This window comes from Arthrobacter sp. M4 (assembly GCF_020251205.1).
Taxonomy (GTDB): Bacteria; Actinomycetota; Actinomycetes; order Actinomycetales; family Micrococcaceae; genus Arthrobacter.
The window spans coordinates 37,601-52,090 of sequence record NZ_JAIWYX010000022.1; the positions used below are offsets into that span (position 1 = coordinate 37,601).

12 protein-coding genes are annotated in these 14,490 nt (G+C 63.8%); 5 read left to right on the forward strand and 7 right to left on the reverse strand.

Annotated elements, in window-relative coordinates; translation table 11 throughout:
• Positions 1–6: 6 nt before the first annotated feature.
• Both LD110_RS21400 and LD110_RS21405 read right to left on the reverse strand, forming a co-directional pair.
• Positions 7–933, reverse strand: coding sequence for a carbohydrate ABC transporter permease (locus LD110_RS21400; RefSeq protein ID WP_225501952.1), 927 nt, complete (start codon positions 931–933; stop codon positions 7–9).
• A gap of 25 nt (positions 934–958) precedes the next feature.
• On the reverse strand, positions 959–1,912 hold the full coding sequence (locus LD110_RS21405; RefSeq protein ID WP_374200379.1) for a carbohydrate ABC transporter permease: 954 nt from the start codon (positions 1,910–1,912) through the stop codon (positions 959–961).
• Positions 1,913–2,230: 318 nt separating this feature from the next.
• Between LD110_RS21405 and LD110_RS21410 the strand changes: the two genes are divergently transcribed.
• Positions 2,231–3,253: a LacI family DNA-binding transcriptional regulator gene (locus tag LD110_RS21410; RefSeq protein WP_225501953.1), complete on the forward strand. Its 1,023-nt coding sequence runs from the start codon at positions 2,231–2,233 to the stop codon at positions 3,251–3,253.
• Here LD110_RS21410 and galE read toward each other — a convergent pair.
• The 3 genes from galE to acs form a co-directional block, all read right to left on the reverse strand.
• Positions 3,250–4,263 carry a UDP-glucose 4-epimerase GalE gene (galE, locus tag LD110_RS21415; RefSeq protein ID WP_225501954.1) on the reverse strand — a complete coding sequence of 338 codons (1,014 nt, stop codon included), beginning with the start codon at positions 4,261–4,263 and terminating at the stop codon, positions 3,250–3,252. The genes LD110_RS21410 and galE overlap by 4 nt on opposite strands.
• 113 nt (positions 4,264–4,376) lie before the next feature.
• Positions 4,377–5,165, reverse strand: coding sequence for a DeoR/GlpR family DNA-binding transcription regulator (locus LD110_RS21420; protein WP_225501955.1), 789 nt, complete (start codon positions 5,163–5,165; stop codon positions 4,377–4,379).
• 121 nt (positions 5,166–5,286) lie between these two features.
• Positions 5,287–7,344: an acetate--CoA ligase gene (gene acs, locus LD110_RS21425; protein ID WP_225501956.1), complete on the reverse strand. Its 2,058-nt coding sequence runs from the start codon at positions 7,342–7,344 to the stop codon at positions 5,287–5,289.
• A 413-nt stretch (positions 7,345–7,757) separates the two neighbouring features.
• Between acs and LD110_RS21430 the strand changes: the two genes are divergently transcribed.
• From LD110_RS21430 to LD110_RS21440, 3 genes are read left to right on the forward strand one after another with little or no spacing between them, the layout of a single operon-like run.
• On the forward strand, positions 7,758–9,227 hold the full coding sequence (locus LD110_RS21430) for a hypothetical protein (RefSeq protein ID WP_225501957.1): 1,470 nt from the start codon (positions 7,758–7,760) through the stop codon (positions 9,225–9,227).
• A gap of 2 nt (positions 9,228–9,229) precedes the next feature.
• A complete protein-coding gene (nth, locus tag LD110_RS21435) occupies positions 9,230–10,033 on the forward strand; it encodes an endonuclease III (protein WP_225501958.1) in 804 nt (267 codons plus the stop codon).
• A complete protein-coding gene (locus LD110_RS21440) occupies positions 10,030–10,710 on the forward strand; it encodes a CoA pyrophosphatase (RefSeq protein WP_225501959.1) in 681 nt (226 codons plus the stop codon). Before nth ends, LD110_RS21440 begins: the two co-directional genes overlap by 4 nt.
• Here LD110_RS21440 and LD110_RS21445 read toward each other — a convergent pair.
• Positions 10,707–10,895, reverse strand: a complete 189-nt coding sequence (locus tag LD110_RS21445) for a DUF1508 domain-containing protein (protein ID WP_225501960.1) — start codon at positions 10,893–10,895, stop codon at positions 10,707–10,709. The genes LD110_RS21440 and LD110_RS21445 overlap by 4 nt on opposite strands.
• A 349-nt stretch (positions 10,896–11,244) precedes the next feature.
• A complete protein-coding gene (locus LD110_RS21450) occupies positions 11,245–12,930 on the reverse strand; it encodes a bifunctional 3'-5' exonuclease/DNA polymerase (protein ID WP_225501965.1) in 1,686 nt (561 codons plus the stop codon).
• Positions 12,931–13,295: 365 nt separating this feature from the next.
• On the opposite strand from LD110_RS21450, the gene ssd reads away from it, so the two are divergent.
• Positions 13,296–14,300 (forward strand): septum site-determining protein Ssd, encoded by a 1,005-nt coding sequence (gene ssd / locus LD110_RS21455; protein ID WP_263855427.1) that lies wholly within the window; start codon positions 13,296–13,298, stop codon positions 14,298–14,300.
• Positions 14,301–14,490 lie beyond the last annotated feature (190 nt).

Here is a 14,490-nt window from a genome sequence, read left to right on the forward strand (position 1 = left end):
GGTTGGTTATTTGATTCCGGAGAAACCGATGGAGTTGACGATCTTCTTGCCGAAGGCGATGAACAGGATGAGGACCGGCAGGGCGGAAATGAGGGTGGCTGCCATGAGGCCGGACCAGTCGGGGGCGCCCTGGGGTGATTGTGATTTGAAGACGCCCAACCCCACAGTGAGGACCCGGGTGCCTTCGTCGTTGCCGACCAGGAGGGGCCAGAAGTATTCGTTCCACTGGCCGATGAAGGTCAGCAGGGCCAGTGTTGCGATGGGGGCGGCCGCGTTAGGAAGCACGATCTGGAAGAAGATGCGCAGGTGCTTGGCACCGTCCAGCATGGCGGCCTCTTCGACTTCCCTGGACATGTTCAGGAAGAACTGGCGCAGGAAGAAGATGGCGAACGGCGTCATGAAGACGTAGGGCAGGACCAGGCCGAGCATGGTGTTCAGCAGGCCCAGGTTCTTGATGAGGAGGAAATTGGGCAGTGCCGTGAAGATCGGCGGCACCATCATGGTGGCCAGGAAGAGGCTGAACACCACGTTCCTGCCCCGCCAGCGAAGGCGGGCGAAGGCGTAGGCTGCCATCGCGCTGAAGAAGACCGCACCGGCTGTTGTGATGGAGGAGAACAGGATGGAGTTGCGCAGGTACGCCCAGAAGTCGATCTGTGCTCCTGAACCGCCCTCCGCGATGGCCTGCTCAGCGGACTGGAGGCCGAACACCCTCATGTAGGAGCCGACGTTGAACTCGGCCGGCAGTATGTTGGTGGCGTTGGCGGCCAGTGCGCTGTTGGTGGAAAGCGAGGTCCGCAGCACCCAGTAGAACGGGAGGACGGAGACCGCGATGGCCAGGATCACCAGCGCCCAGGCACCGGCGGTGCGCCAGGTGAATGGCTTGCGGCGCCTTGTAACGGCAGGGGCGGACGTGGAAGCTGTGGTGGTAGTCATGGTATTTCCCTAGTTCCTTGGTCCGTTAGTCCAGGTCCGACTCGTTGCCGCGGAGGAACTTCATCTGAATGAAGGCCACCAGGGCGAGGATGACGAAGAGGATGACGGCCAGTGCCGAGCCGTAGCCGAAGTCCGATTCGGTGAAGGCGCGCTGGTAGATGTAGTACTGCAGCACGCGGCTGGCGTTGACGGGACCGCCCTGCGTGGTCACCGCCACCGTGTCGAACACCTGGAATGAACCGATGACGGTCACTACGAGGACCAGCACGATGACCGGGCGAAGCAGGGGCATGGTGATCCGCCAGAATGTCTGCCACGGGTTGGCGCCGTCCAGGTTGGCCACCTCATAGACATGGCCGGGAATTGCCTGCAGGCCCGCGAAGATGAGCAGCGCCGTGTAGCCCATGTGGCGCCAGGTGTTGATCAGCGCCTGGGTGGGGATGGCCCACTGCTCACTGCCGAAGAAGGCAACCTTGGGCAGTCCCACCGCGTCGATCAAGTGGTTCACGATGCCGATCTGGTAATCCAGCAACCAGAACCACAAAAGTGCGGCGATCACGTTGGCCATCAGGTAGGGGAGCAGCAGGCTTCCCCGGATCAGCGTGGACTTGGCAACACGCTGCATCAGGAGCGCCAGGCCCAGCGCGAGGACCGTCTGGAGTCCGATGTTGATCAACACGTACTGCACGGTGACCCACAGGGCGTTCCAGAACAGCGGATCCTTGGCAATGGCCTCATAGTTCTTCGCCCCGATCCATTCCGGATCACCCAGGATGCTGTACTCCGTGAAGCTCAGGTAGATACCCCGGATGGTGGGAACCAGGAAGAAAACGATGAAGCCGATCATCGCCGGAGCAATGAACAAAAGGGCGATCTTGAAGTCTCCCTTGTTTCGGCGCCAGCCGTTGGAAACAGTCCCTCCTGTTCCTCGACGGCTCGCCTTGCGGACCGGAACGGCCCGGGCGGTGGTGGTGGTCATCCTTGATCCCTCCGCTGTGATGTGAGTTACAACTGACATCGAATCTACACGAGTAGAAATGTGCGTGCAAGGCGTCATGCTCAGTAAAATCAATGGAAATAACGTGGTCAGATGTCTGACAGAAGCGGTACTGTTGACTCGAGTAGATTGCGATGTAAGGATTTCTGGGAAACTAAGCTGCCTGCTGAAGGGATTGACAATGGTGTTCTTGAACAGCCTGCCGGGCGTTGCCTGCCCTTCCGGAATGGGCTGCGGCACCACCGTCCGGATGCCGGCCTCGCAGTTCGTGCCGCGCGCGGATCGTTAGCATTGATCACTATGACCACCACCCAGGCAGACAATCCAACACGCGGACCGGTGACGCGCAAGGACGTGGCCCGCTATGCGGGCGTCAGCACCGCCGTCGTGAGCTATGTGGTCAATGGCGGACCCAAGAAAGTGGCTCCAGCCACGGAAGCAAGGGTCCAACACGCCATCCGCGTCCTGGGTTACCGGCCCAATGCAGCTGCGCGCGCTCTCAAACTCGGATCAAGCGAGACGTTTGGCTTGGTAATACCTGACAACAGCAACCCGTTCTTCGCCCGATTGGCCCATGCCGTAGAGGATGCCGCAGCCGAGCGGGGCTTTGCGTTGGTCCTTGCCAACTCTGATGCCAATCTGGCCAAGGAACGCAGGAACGTCCGTAACCTGGCGTCGCGTCAGGTGGATGGCGTGCTGCTGGCCAGCGTGCTTTTCGAGCCTGACCTCACTGACCTCGAACTAGCGGATATCCCGTCGGTATTGCTAAACCAGGGAAGGGAAGCCCCGGGGTTCAATAGCGTTGGAGTCGATCTGGCTGCCGGGGCACGGCTTGCCACGGAGCACCTGATCGGCCACGGCCATACGAACATTGCCGCCTGCATCGGCATCAACACCTCCGAGGAGATGGATGGCCGCGAGCACGGATGGCGCCAGGCGCTTAAAGACGCTGGCCTGAGGGAAGGGATCATTGTCAGAAGCCCCTTCGATCGCCCCGGAGGTTACGAAGCGGGTAGGCGGCTGCTCGGGGCCGCTGACCGTCCCAAAGCTATTTTTGCCAGTTCCGACCTGCAGGCAGTGGGCCTGTTGCGGGCCATCCGCGAGGCGGGGCTGTCCGTACCGGAAGATGTGGCGATTGTGTCCTTCGACGGCATTGTTGAGGGTGAATACACGTGGCCGCCCCTGACCACAGTGACGCAGCCGGTCCGGGAAATGGCCGACTGCGCCGTGGATGCCTTGCTCGCCGCAAAACGTGGCGAGGCTCCGCAGCACCGGATCTTTGCAACCACGTTGCAGATCCGGCAGTCCTGCGGCTGCAACTAGGCCGTGTAGCCATTCGGGTTGTTCTTCTGCCAGCGCCAGTGGTCCTGGCACATCTCGTCGAGAGTTTTGGTGGTGGACCAACCAAGGTCGGCGAGGGCAGCTGAGGCGTCCGCCCAGAATGCGGGAAGGTCTCCGGCTCGACGGCCCGTGATCTCGTAGGGCAGCTCCCGTCCAACCGCCTTTTCGAAGGAATGCAGGACCTCCAGCACCGAGGAGCCGGTGCCGGAGCCAAGGTTCCAGCGGAAGACACCCGCCTTGTCCGCAACATGGTTCAGGGCGGCAACGTGGCCATCGGCAAGGTCGGTGACGTGGATGTAGTCGCGGAGGCACGTGCCATCCGGCGTGTCATAGTCGCCGCCGAAGACCATGAGCTTTTCGCGGCGGCCCACTGCCACCTGCGCGATAAACGGAACCAGGTTGTTGGGGATGCCCTGCGGGTCCTCGCCGATTCGGCCCGACGGGTGGGCGCCCACAGGGTTGAAGTAGCGTAGGAGAGCGATGTGCCAGCGATCGTCTGCCGAGCCAAGGTCGGACAGGATGTCCTCGATCTGCTCCTTGGTGCGGCCGTACGGGTTGTTGGCCCCGATCTCCATCTTCTCCACGTAGGGGATGGGGTTGTGCTCTCCGTACACCGTGGCTGAAGAGCTAAAGACGATCCGGCGGACGTTATGTCCGTCCATGACTCGGATAAGGTTCAGCGTGCCGACGATGTTGTTGTAGTAGTACTTCAACGGTTCCTTGACCGATTCGCCAACGGCTTTGAGTCCGGCGAAGTGGATGACCGCGTCGATGGCGTGCTCCCGGAAGACCCCATCCAAAGCCTGCTCGTCCAGCAAATCCACTTGGTGGAACGCGGCCGTCTTGCCGCTCAGTTCCGCCACGCGCCGCAGCGACTCCTCGCTGGAGTTCGCCAGGTTGTCGACGACAACCACGTCGTGGCCGGCTTCCTGCAGGGACAGAACGGTGTGCGAACCGATGTAGCCGGTGCCGCCGGTGACAAGAATTTTCACGTCATCTCCAGAACTTGAGGCGAGGCTTTCCTCACCATAATACGAACATTTCCGCAACTAAAGCAACAAAAGCTAACAAATCGCCTGGGCCGGTATCCGCGGGCAATCCGCCCCTACTCTCCAGCGATCCGCAGGCGTCCTACGCCCTCACTCAGAACCCTTCGTGCGTCTTCGCCCAGTTGGGCGTCGGTGATGACCTCATCTGCAGCCTCCAGCGCCGCGATGGAGGCGATGCCCACCGTCCCCCACTTGCTGTGGTCGGCCAGGACGACGACGTTGCGCGCCGCGTCCATGAACGCCCGGTCAGTCTCCGCCTCCAGGATGTTCGGGGTCGTGAAGCCGGCTTTGGCATCCATCCCGTGCACCCCAAGGAACAGCACGTCCAAATGCAGCTGCTTGAGTGCACCGGTGGCGATGGGCCCCACCAAGGCATCCGACGGAGTGCGCTCCCCGCCGATCAGGATGACAGTGGAGTCCATGCGTCCAGCACCCATGGAAGACCCGGCATGGAAGAGCTCGGCAATCCGGATCGAATTTGTGACCACGGTGATTCGGGGTCCGGGCACTAGAAGTTCGGCGAGGGCGTAGGTGGTTGTTCCTGCGCTCAGGCCGATCGCCATTCCTTCGCGCACCAGGCTGGCCGCGGCGAGTGCGATGGCTTGCTTCTCTGTAGTCAGCTGGGTTGATTTCAGCTCGAAACCCGGCTCGTGTGCCCGGGTGTCGCCCAGGACCTTGGCGCCGCCATGGATCCGTTCCAGCTGACCGCTTTCTTCGAGCGCTTCGATGTCACGGCGCACCGTCATGGCCGACACGCCCAGGACCTGAGCCAAATCGGAGATTCGTACCACGCGCTCACGCTGGACGGCGTCAAGAATTGCGGCATGGCGGGCAGCCTGCAGCATCGGGCACCTTTCGTTGATGGACTCGCTCTGTGTCCATCATTGCCCATCGCAGCAGGTTAACGACGTTTGGGCCCGTCGAATGTCATCGGCGGGCCCAAACGCCAGCGGGTGTGGTGTTGCGCTACTTCCGTAGTGAGGTGGCGATTTCCTGCATGATCGTGGGGTCGGACAGGGTGGTGGCGTCGCCCACTTCGCGGCCTTCGGCGACGTCTTTGAGGAGTCGGCGCATGATTTTGCCGGAGCGCGTCTTGGGCAGTTCGGGGACTACCAGGATGTGCTTGGGTTTGGCGATGGGGCCGATTTCCTTGCCGACGTGGTTGCGCAGTTCCTGCACGGTGGCGTCGCCGTTGTTCGCGGCGTCGCCGCGGAGGATGACGAACGCGACGACGGCCTGGCCGGTGGTTTCGTCGGCGGCACCCACGACGGCGGCCTCCGCGACGGACGGGTGGGACACCAGCGCGGATTCGATTTCGGTGGTGGAGAGCCGGTGTCCGGAAACGTTCATGACGTCGTCCACGCGCCCGAGCAGCCAGATGTCGCCGTCGTCGTCCTTCTTGGCGCCGTCACCGGCGAAGTACATGTTCTCGAACCGGGACCAGTAGGTTTCCTTGAACCGTTCCGGGTCGCCCCAGATACCGCGCAGCATGGACGGCCACGGTTCGCGGATCACCAGGAAGCCGCCGTGCCCGTTGGGGACGGACTCGCCGAGTTCGTCGACGACGTCCACGGCGATTCCGGGCAGCGGCACCTGCGCGGACCCGGGCTTGGTGGCGGTGACGCCGGGCAGCGGGGCGATCATTTGCGCACCGGTTTCGGTCTGCCACCAGGTGTCCACAATCGGGGCCGGGTTGTCCTTCTGCTCGCCGTTCTTCCCGGCGTTGGAGCCGATGACCTCGCGGTACCACATCCAGGCTTCGGGGTTGATCGGTTCGCCCACGGTGCCCAGGACGCGGATGGAGGACAGGTCGTACTTGGCCGGGATGTCCTTGCCCCACTTCATGAAGGTGCGGATCGCGGTGGGGGCGGTGTAGAGGATGGAGACCTTGTACTTCTCCACGATTTCCCACCAGCGGCCCTGGTGCGGGGAGTCCGGGGTTCCCTCGTACATGACCTGGGTGGCGCCGTTGATCAGCGGGGCGTAGGCGACGTAGGAGTGGCCGGTGACCCAGCCGACGTCGGCGGTGCACCAGTACACGTCCGTTTCCGGGTGCAGGTCGAAGACCGCCTTGTGCGTGTACGCGGTCTGGGTGAGGAAACCACCGGTGGTGTGCAGGATGCCCTTGGGCTTGCCGGTGGTGCCGGAGGTGTAGAGGATGAACAGCGGGTGCTCGCTGTCATGCCCGACGGCGGTGTGCTGCGCCGGGGCGGCCTCCACCGTGTCGTTCCACCAGTGGTCCCGGCCCTTAACCCAGTTGATCGGCTCGCCGTTGCGCTTGACCACCACGACGTGCTCCACACCGTGGCCCGGCTTGGACAGCGCTTCGTCCACCGCAGGCTTCAGCGAGCTGGGCTTGCCGCGGCGGTAAGTCCCATCGGCTGTGACCACCAGCTTGGCTTCGGCGTCGTCGATACGTGAGCGCAGGGCGTCGGCGGAGAAGCCACCGAACACTACCGAGTGCACGGCGCCGATCCGGGCGCAGGCCAGCATGGTGATGACCGCCTCGGGGATCATCGGCAGGTACACGGCAACGCGGTCGCCCTTGGCCACGCCCAGGGACTCGAAGGCGTTGGCGGCCTTCTGCACTTCCTCGGCGAGCTCGGCGTAGGTGTAGCTGCGGGTGTCGCCCGGCTCGCCCTCGAAGAAGATCGCAACGCGGTCGCCGATCCCGTTCTCAACGTGCCGGTCCAGCGCGTTGTACGCCGCATTGACTTCCCCGCCCACAAACCACTTCGCAAACGGAGGATTGGACCAATCCAGCGCCTGATCAAAATCCTTGCTCCAGCTCAGCAGCTCACGGGCCTGCCGCGCCCAAAAAGCGGGGCGGTCACCGTCGGCCTCAACATAATCGGCAGCGGTGACCACCGCGTTCGCTGCGAACTCCTCTGACGGCGGAAAACTACGCTCCTCATGAAGCAGATTCTCAAGCGCATCGCCCTGCGACGCTTGGCCAGCTGCAGCGGGGGAGTTGGCTGTGGTGGGTGCAGCGGTGGCCGTTGATCCGGTGGTGTCCTGAGACATGGTGAACCTCATTATTCATCGATCTTTGCTGCGCGGACGCCGGTTGCCTGACCCTTCCCGCAGCTTCTTGAGCTGCGGCAAAAGATCATCCGGCGGTCCGCCAGGAACTGTCCACATCCAACCTTAGCCGTTGGCACAGGCATGACGTGTCGGGCGTCACAGTCCAGCTGGGTTGTGGCGCCAAGTGGCGCCCTTTTCGCGCCGAATGGTGGCAGTCATAAGTTTCAGCGAAGAGCGGACAACCCCTCCACATAGGGTTCCGAGCTAGTGGCCGAACATGGCGTTGGCTAGGCTGAGAATGAATCCACACCAGCGGGTGTCGGCGGCCTTGGCCCTTGACCAATTGTCAAGGAGCCGTGCCTGTCGACGCCGGCCGGCGCCGCCCAAGGTGCCGACGCAGTAAGGAGAAACGAATGACCCAGCCAAGCCAGGGGCCGATCGACGACGCGGGATCGCCGGCGTCGCCGGCTCCTTCAGCCCATACTGGAGAGCAGGCACAAATGCAGTCGGCTCAATCGGCGCCACGTGCCGACGAGTCCTCGGCCAAGCCCGATTCGCAGCCGTCCGGTCTGCAGCCTTCTGACCCCAAGTTGTCCGGTTCGCAGCCTTCTGCTTCCCAACGGCCTGCTTCCCAGCAGGCCAGCGGGAGTTATCAGGCGATCGTTGGCCCCTTTACCTATCGTGATCTGGCCGTTTTCGGGTCCACCCTGCTTTTGTTCATTGCGTCATTGCTCCCGATGTTTGGCGGCCGTGTCAATCTTTGGGGCGTCAACAACCTTTTCTTCCTGGGGCTGGGGATTCTCCTGCCCATCACGGTGTCGGCAATGTTCGTTGCCCGCAGGCTGCAGCCCACCACGATTATCCGCGTTGGCTCCCTGTCGATTGACCAATTTGCCTCCGTGGTGGCGTCGTTCGCTTTCGCGCTCTACTTCCTGACGACGGCCGTCAGCTTTGGCGGAAGCGCGCTTCTCGGTCTGATCGGGGCCTTGGGGCTTTTCGCATCAACGGTTCTGGGCCCGCACATTCCCTATCTCTCCGTTGACTTCAAGGACCGGGTGGAGGTTCCCGCCCACGTTGTGGCCCGTGAAGCGGTTGTGCCCACCCGCAAGCCCGCCGTGCCCAAGGCGCCCAAACCGGCCAAGGAACAAGCCGCCAAAGCGCAGACTGCCAAGTCCGGCGGATGGCGTGGTGCCCTCAGCGGTGCGCTGGGAGGCACTGGGGCTGGCGCGGCTGGTGCCGGGGCTGGCGCGGCTGGAGCTGGGGCAGGAGCAGGTGCCAGTGCGGCCGGTGCCGGCGCCGTCGGTACCGGGGCTGGCGCGGCTGGAGCTGGCGCTGGGGCAGGTGCCAGTGCGGCTGGTGTCGGCGCCGTTGGCACCGGGGCTGGCGCGGCTGCCGCACCTGAAGCTGCCACCGTCGGCGCTGCTTCCGGCCCGGCTGGAAGGCCCGACGCCGACGCGACCCAGGCGTCCGCCGTCGTACCTTCCGCCGGGGTCGCCTCAGGCGGCGCTTCGGCGTCAAGCGCGGCCCCGAGCGCCGGTTCAGTGGGCTCGTCGCCAGCCGATGCGCTTCCCCCGACTACAGCCTCGCCGGTCGTTCCGTCCGGAGGGCAGAGTTCGACGCGTGAGCCGCAGACCCGTATCGGCGCCACGGTGGACCCTTCCAGCCGGGTCGATGAGGACCACGGACCGCATTACGAAGCGTTCTGGTTTGCCGTGGCCCAGCCGCGCACGGCGGTGGATGAGCACTCGGGTGCTCCGGTCTTTACGATCGAACCCGGTGGCTGGGTGCTTGCGCTTGAGGACCGTGGCCACGAGTTCCTTGTTCAGCACAGCGACGGCAGGGTAGGCGTCCTGCGCGACCTTAGCCACATAGAACGCGGCTAGCAATGGCCGCGGTAGTGGCAGCGTCGGCCGAGTCTCCGCTTGCGTTGAAACGCCGGGCAAGGCGCATCAACAAGGTTCTGGCGGAGAAGTATCCGTATGCCCATGCGGAACTGGATTTCACCAATCCTTTCGAGCTTCTGGTAGCCACGATTCTGTCCGCGCAGACCACGGATGTCCTGGTCAACCAGGTCACCAAGGTGCTGTTCCGGCGGTATCCGGATGCTCGGAGCATGGCCGAAGCTGACCCTGCCGAGCTAGAGGCCATTATCCAACCGACCGGGTTTTTCCGGGCCAAGGCCCGCAACATTTTGGCGATGTCCACCCGGCTGGTGGACGAGTTCGACGGAGTGGTGCCTGGCAGGCTGGAAGACCTGGTGAAACTTCCTGGCGTGGGACGGAAAACAGCAAACGTGGTGCTGGGCAACGCATTCGGTGTGCCCGGCATCACCGTTGACACGCACTTCGCCCGCCTTGCGCGTCGCTTTGGGTGGACCGCCTCCGAGGACCCGGTGAAGATCGAGTTCGACGTGGCGGAACTGTTTGAACCGAAGGACTGGACCATGCTGTCGCACCGTGTGGTGTTCCACGGGCGCCGTGTATGCCATTCCCGGAGGCCCGCCTGCGGGGCGTGTCCTGTGGCGAACTGGTGTCCCAGTTATGGCGAAGGAGAGACCGATCCGGTGAAAGCGGCCAAGCTGCTGAAGTACGAACTGGCCCCCGGCAAGGAGCAACTCCTGGCGAAGCTCCTCGCCGAGACCCACCGGGCCGCCGAGATTCGCATGGAGTCGCAGCGGAGGATCCCATGACGGCTTACGAGGACCTTTCCAAGCTGGCTCGGAGGGCCGCTGCCGGTGATGTACCGGACCTCGATCCCCGCATTACCGCGCATGCCGTCGATCCCTCGAAAGCCCGTCGCGCTGCCGTGTTGATGCTGTTCGGTGTCCTGGACAACGTGCCCGCGGATTCAGATAAGCCGCTGGCCCCCGCTGACTTGGACGTGCTCCTCCTTGAACGTGCCCACACCCTGGATGATCACCCCGGCCAGGTCGCGTTTCCCGGGGGCAGCATCGATCCTGGCGATCAGACTCCTGTGGCCGCGGCATTACGTGAAGCTGTGGAGGAAACCGGACTCGATGCCAGCGGGGTCCAGGTGCTCGGAAGCATGCCGGACCTGGGGCTCACCCGCAGCAACTTTGTGGTAACGCCCGTGTTGGCCTGGTGGGCTGCGCCGTCGCCGGTGCGGGTGGTGGACTACGCCGAATCGGCGCAGGTCTTTAGGGTCCCCGTGCGCGACCTGCTGGACCCCGAAAACCGCTTTACCGCAACTATCAGTCGGGGTGGCAGGACCTTCGAAAGTCCGGGCTTTTCGGTCAACGGCTTGGTGGTCTGGGGGTTTACGGGGCTGGTCCTCAGTGGGCTGTTCCAGCAGTTGGACTGGAGTGTTGCCTGGGACGAAAAGCGACAGCGGGAGATCAGCGTTTAAGCTGCCCGGGACTGATCGACGATGATGCCGGTTGCTGCGTTCTCGCGGACAGCGTTGATTCCGGCCACAACTGCCTTTAAATGTTGGAACCTGGGCGATACGGCGACGACGGTTCCATCATCGGCGGTGAGCCGGAAGCGGTAGGAGTCTTCGCCGTCTTTGAGAATTTCGAACTTTCCGGCCATGGGCGCGGTTCCCCCTTCATATGCGTCATTGCACTGTGTCGGCGATCACCTTCAGCCACCACAGGTGATGACCATATCGGGTATGGACAAGGGGGCCCAAGTTACTGCGGGGTACGTTACCCCGGATGGACGACCGTGCCGAAAAACGACTCTGTGTGACCGCCACTCCAGGATTTTCAGGGTCTTGCGGGATTCAAGCGCACAAGGTGGGAGGCCGGACGTACCGAGCAGCGCAGTCATGCGGGCGGCGTCGAGCACGCGCCGTCGAGTGGGCGTCGTGGAGCGGGCGCAGTTGTGCGGGCGCAGTCGAGCGGGCGTCCTAGAGCGTACGCCGTCGAGCACGCTGCCGCTACTTCGCCTGATCGTAAGAATCGACCACCGCGACGCTCACCGGAAACTCAACCGGAATAGATCCGAAGAGCAACTCTTTGGCAGCTGCGGCGGCATCCTCTATGGCGCGCACGCAGTGCTCCACTGCGTGTTCTGGTGCGTGAACCATCACTTCGTCGTGAAGGAAAAACACCAATTCCCCAGAAGCACCCTCCGCACGCATGGCTCGCAGCCGACGTCGTAATTCCGCAAGCCAGCACGCCGCCCAGTCCGCAGCGGAACCCTGCACTACAAAGTTCCGCGTGAAACGTCCGCGCGAGCGGGCCACGGCGTCAGCGCGGCGCTGCTCTTCCGCCGTCGTCGACCGCTGGCTGCGGAACCAGCCCTCGGAAGGCGGCGGGCTGCTCCTCCCAAGACGTGACGTTACGGTTTTGCCGGCCTCGCCGTCCCGGGCGGCCTGTTCAACGAACCCGACTGCCCGCGGGTAGGTTTTTGCGAGCTGGGGCATCAGCCTGCCGGATTCACCCGTGGTGGCGCCATAGATGGCTCCGAGGAGGGCAATTTTCGCCTTCGCCCGATCGCCGCCGAAGCCCTGGGCCGCGATGCCGGCGTAGAGGTCCTTCCCCCTCGCGGCCTCGGCCATCCTGGTGTCCTGCGCTAAAGCCACCAACACCCTTGGCTCCAGCTGCGAGGCATCGGCAACGATGAGCTTGTGTCCAGGGTCCGCACGGACAGCGCCGCGGACCTGGCGCGGAATCTGCAGCGCGCCGCCACCCCGGGAGGCCCAACGCCCTGACACTACGCCACCTACCACGTATTCCGGGTGGAACCGCCCGTTATCGACCCAGGCATCCAGCCACGCCCAGCCGTTGGCGGTGTGGAGGCGCGAAAGCTTTTTGTATGTCAACAAGGGTTCAATGGCGGGATGCCTGGATTCCTGCAATTCCCACTGCCGGGTGCTCTTGACCTCGATCCCGTTGCGATGCAGTGCCCGAATCAGGTCCTGTGGAGAGTCCGGGTTGAGTGTCGGAGTCCCCAGCAGTCCCCGCAACTCATCGCACAGGTCTTGCAGTTTGGCAGGTCGGTGGCCCGGGAGGGGACGCGGGCCAAGATTCTCGGCGAGGATCTGCTCGTGGAGCGCTGAGCGCCACGGGACGCCCGTGTGCTGCATTTCCGTAGCGATGATCGCGCTAGCCGACTCCGCCGCGAGCAAGAGCCTGAGCCGGTGCCTGTTGCCGTTTTCCGTGGACACTTCTTCCAGGGCTCGCTGCTGGGCGGCAAATTCCGTTGAAATCAGTTCCAATCCCGGGCCTTCCGGGGCGGCCAGCGGGCCGTCGAAGAGGAGTCCCTGATTCGGTGAGTGTGGGACGAGGCTGCGAACCTGTGGAGCCGTGTCGTCGTCCTGGGTCAGCTTGTCAGCGTTCTGGGCGTACAGAGTGTGCGCGCTGAACGCCGAGTGCGCAAGAATGGCGCCGCATAGGGAGAGGTCATGGCAGCGCTCCACTTCGACGCCCGCTTCCAGCAGGGAAGGGTACCAGTCCTGGGTGCGGTGCCAGACCCAGCGTGGCCGCACCTTTTCGAAACCACGTACGACGTCGGCAAGCTCGCCCGTGTGGACAACTTGCGGCTCACCTTGGGGGTGCCCCTTGCCGTCGGCTTTCTGTATGGCCGCACCATCCGGATGGGAGGCGAGGAACACATACATAGTGACCATTTTGCCGTGCGAGGGTGGGCATTTCTCAGCGTGGGGTCTGCGCGGGTTATTGAGCGGGTTATTGCGCGGGGGTGACACTGACCGTTTTCGCGCGGCTATCCACATACGCCCAATGCGGCCTGTACGCCTCGCTCCGGCGGGATGAGGCTGGTTTCATGAGCAGGCGTTCCATGAGTAAGCGCGAATCGGACCAACCACTGCCCACACTGCCGTCTTTGGGGTCCGGAGGTGACCGAGACCCGAGCCCTGGTCGGCATTGGAGCAGTAGCGAGGACGACGTCGGCTGGTTACCGGACTCCCATACCGACGCCGGCGGGTACATCCTGCTTGTGTCGGGCCAACCGTACATTCGAGACATGGTGGAGCAAATCGTCGCTGCGATAGGTGGCGTGCTCCACGTTGAGTCCGAACCGGCTGCGATCTCGGCCGCCTGGCAGCAGGCCGAGATCGTCCTTGTAGGCAGTGATATCCGCGAGGTGCCACCCCGTCGCGCCGCCCCTGCAGTCCTCTTGGGTGTGGAAACCGACGGCCAGGCGCTGTGGCAGACGGCTGCATCCCTAGGTGCGGAGCGCGTGGCCGTTCTTCCGGATGCCGGACCATGGCTGGCCGAATACCTCAGTCGTTCGCAGGCTCCTGAGCCCGGAGGGACAGTGCTCGGAGTGACTGGCGGCTGCGGTGGAGCTGGCGCCACCACATCCGCAATCTGGCTTGCACAGGTGGCAGCCCGGTACGACATCCGAACACTGTTGGTAGACGGAGACCCGTGGGGTGGCGGCATCGAACTCAGCTTGGCGGCCGAGGACGTCCCCGGCTTGCGGTGGCCCGATTTCACAGAAGCACATGGGAGTTTGGATCCTGGACAACTGGCAGATTCGCTGCCGGTTTGTGGAGGGTTTTCGTTCTTGTCCTGGCCGGGTTCAAGGGAGAGACCAGCGCGGTACGATGGCGCCATTTCGTCGGTCCTCGAAGCTGCCCGTCGAGGGTTTGAACTGGTGATCGTGGACATCGGGCGCGGACGTGACACTGTGGCGGCGCACGCTTGGGAATGCGACCGGATCCTCTTGGTTACGCCTCCGCAGCTGCGCGCGGCAGTGGCCGCGGCCAGGCTCATCGGGGAGTTGCCGCCTGTTGACGTTGATCTTGTGGTCAGGGGTGGACCGGCTTCCTCCCTGGACGGCGAATTGATTGCCGAAGCAGTGGGCCTGCCGTTGAGCGGCGTGGTCCCTGACATCAAGGCCACTCCCATGGCCGTAGAGCAGGGCCGACTCCTTGAGATTGGCCAACGGAGGAACGTGCGCCGTTTCGCGCTTGAAGTGCTCGGTTTGGCTGACGGACGCAATGGCAACAGGAACCACGCATGAACCACCAAGGAATTGTCCCGTCCGGACGCGCTGTCTCACCGGGACGCCCTGCTTCACCACTAGGGCCCGTCAACGCGGGGCGGAGTGCTGCCTCTGGACCGGCTGTCGCCTCGGGACCGGCTGTCGCCGCGGGGCGGGCTGCTGCTGCTGGACCGGCTGTCGCCGCGGGGCGGGCTGCTGCTGCTGGACC

What these genes read in the sequence shown, in the direction of transcription:
- LD110_RS21400 (WP_225501952.1), bottom strand. Translation starts at nt 933, where the DNA reads ATGACTACCACCACAGCTTCCACGTCCGCCCCTGCCGTTACAAGGCGC.
- LD110_RS21405 (WP_374200379.1), bottom strand. Translation starts at nt 1,912, where the DNA reads ATGACCACCACCACCGCCCGGGCCGTTCCGGTCCGCAAGGCGAGCCGT.
- LD110_RS21410 (WP_225501953.1), top strand. Translation starts at nt 2,231, where the DNA reads ATGACCACCACCCAGGCAGACAATCCAACACGCGGACCGGTGACGCGC.
- LD110_RS21420 (WP_225501955.1), bottom strand. Translation starts at nt 5,165, where the DNA reads ATGCTGCAGGCTGCCCGCCATGCCGCAATTCTTGACGCCGTCCAGCGT.
- acs (WP_225501956.1), bottom strand. Translation starts at nt 7,344, where the DNA reads ATGTCTCAGGACACCACCGGATCAACGGCCACCGCTGCACCCACCACA.
- LD110_RS21430 (WP_225501957.1), top strand. Translation starts at nt 7,758, where the DNA reads ATGACCCAGCCAAGCCAGGGGCCGATCGACGACGCGGGATCGCCGGCG.
- nth (WP_225501958.1), top strand. Translation starts at nt 9,230, where the DNA reads ATGGCCGCGGTAGTGGCAGCGTCGGCCGAGTCTCCGCTTGCGTTGAAA.
- LD110_RS21440 (WP_225501959.1), top strand. Translation starts at nt 10,030, where the DNA reads ATGACGGCTTACGAGGACCTTTCCAAGCTGGCTCGGAGGGCCGCTGCC.
- LD110_RS21445 (WP_225501960.1), bottom strand. Translation starts at nt 10,895, where the DNA reads ATGGCCGGAAAGTTCGAAATTCTCAAAGACGGCGAAGACTCCTACCGC.
- LD110_RS21450 (WP_225501965.1), bottom strand. Translation starts at nt 12,930, where the DNA reads ATGTATGTGTTCCTCGCCTCCCATCCGGATGGTGCGGCCATACAGAAA.
- ssd (WP_263855427.1), top strand. Translation starts at nt 13,296, where the DNA reads ATGGTGGAGCAAATCGTCGCTGCGATAGGTGGCGTGCTCCACGTTGAG.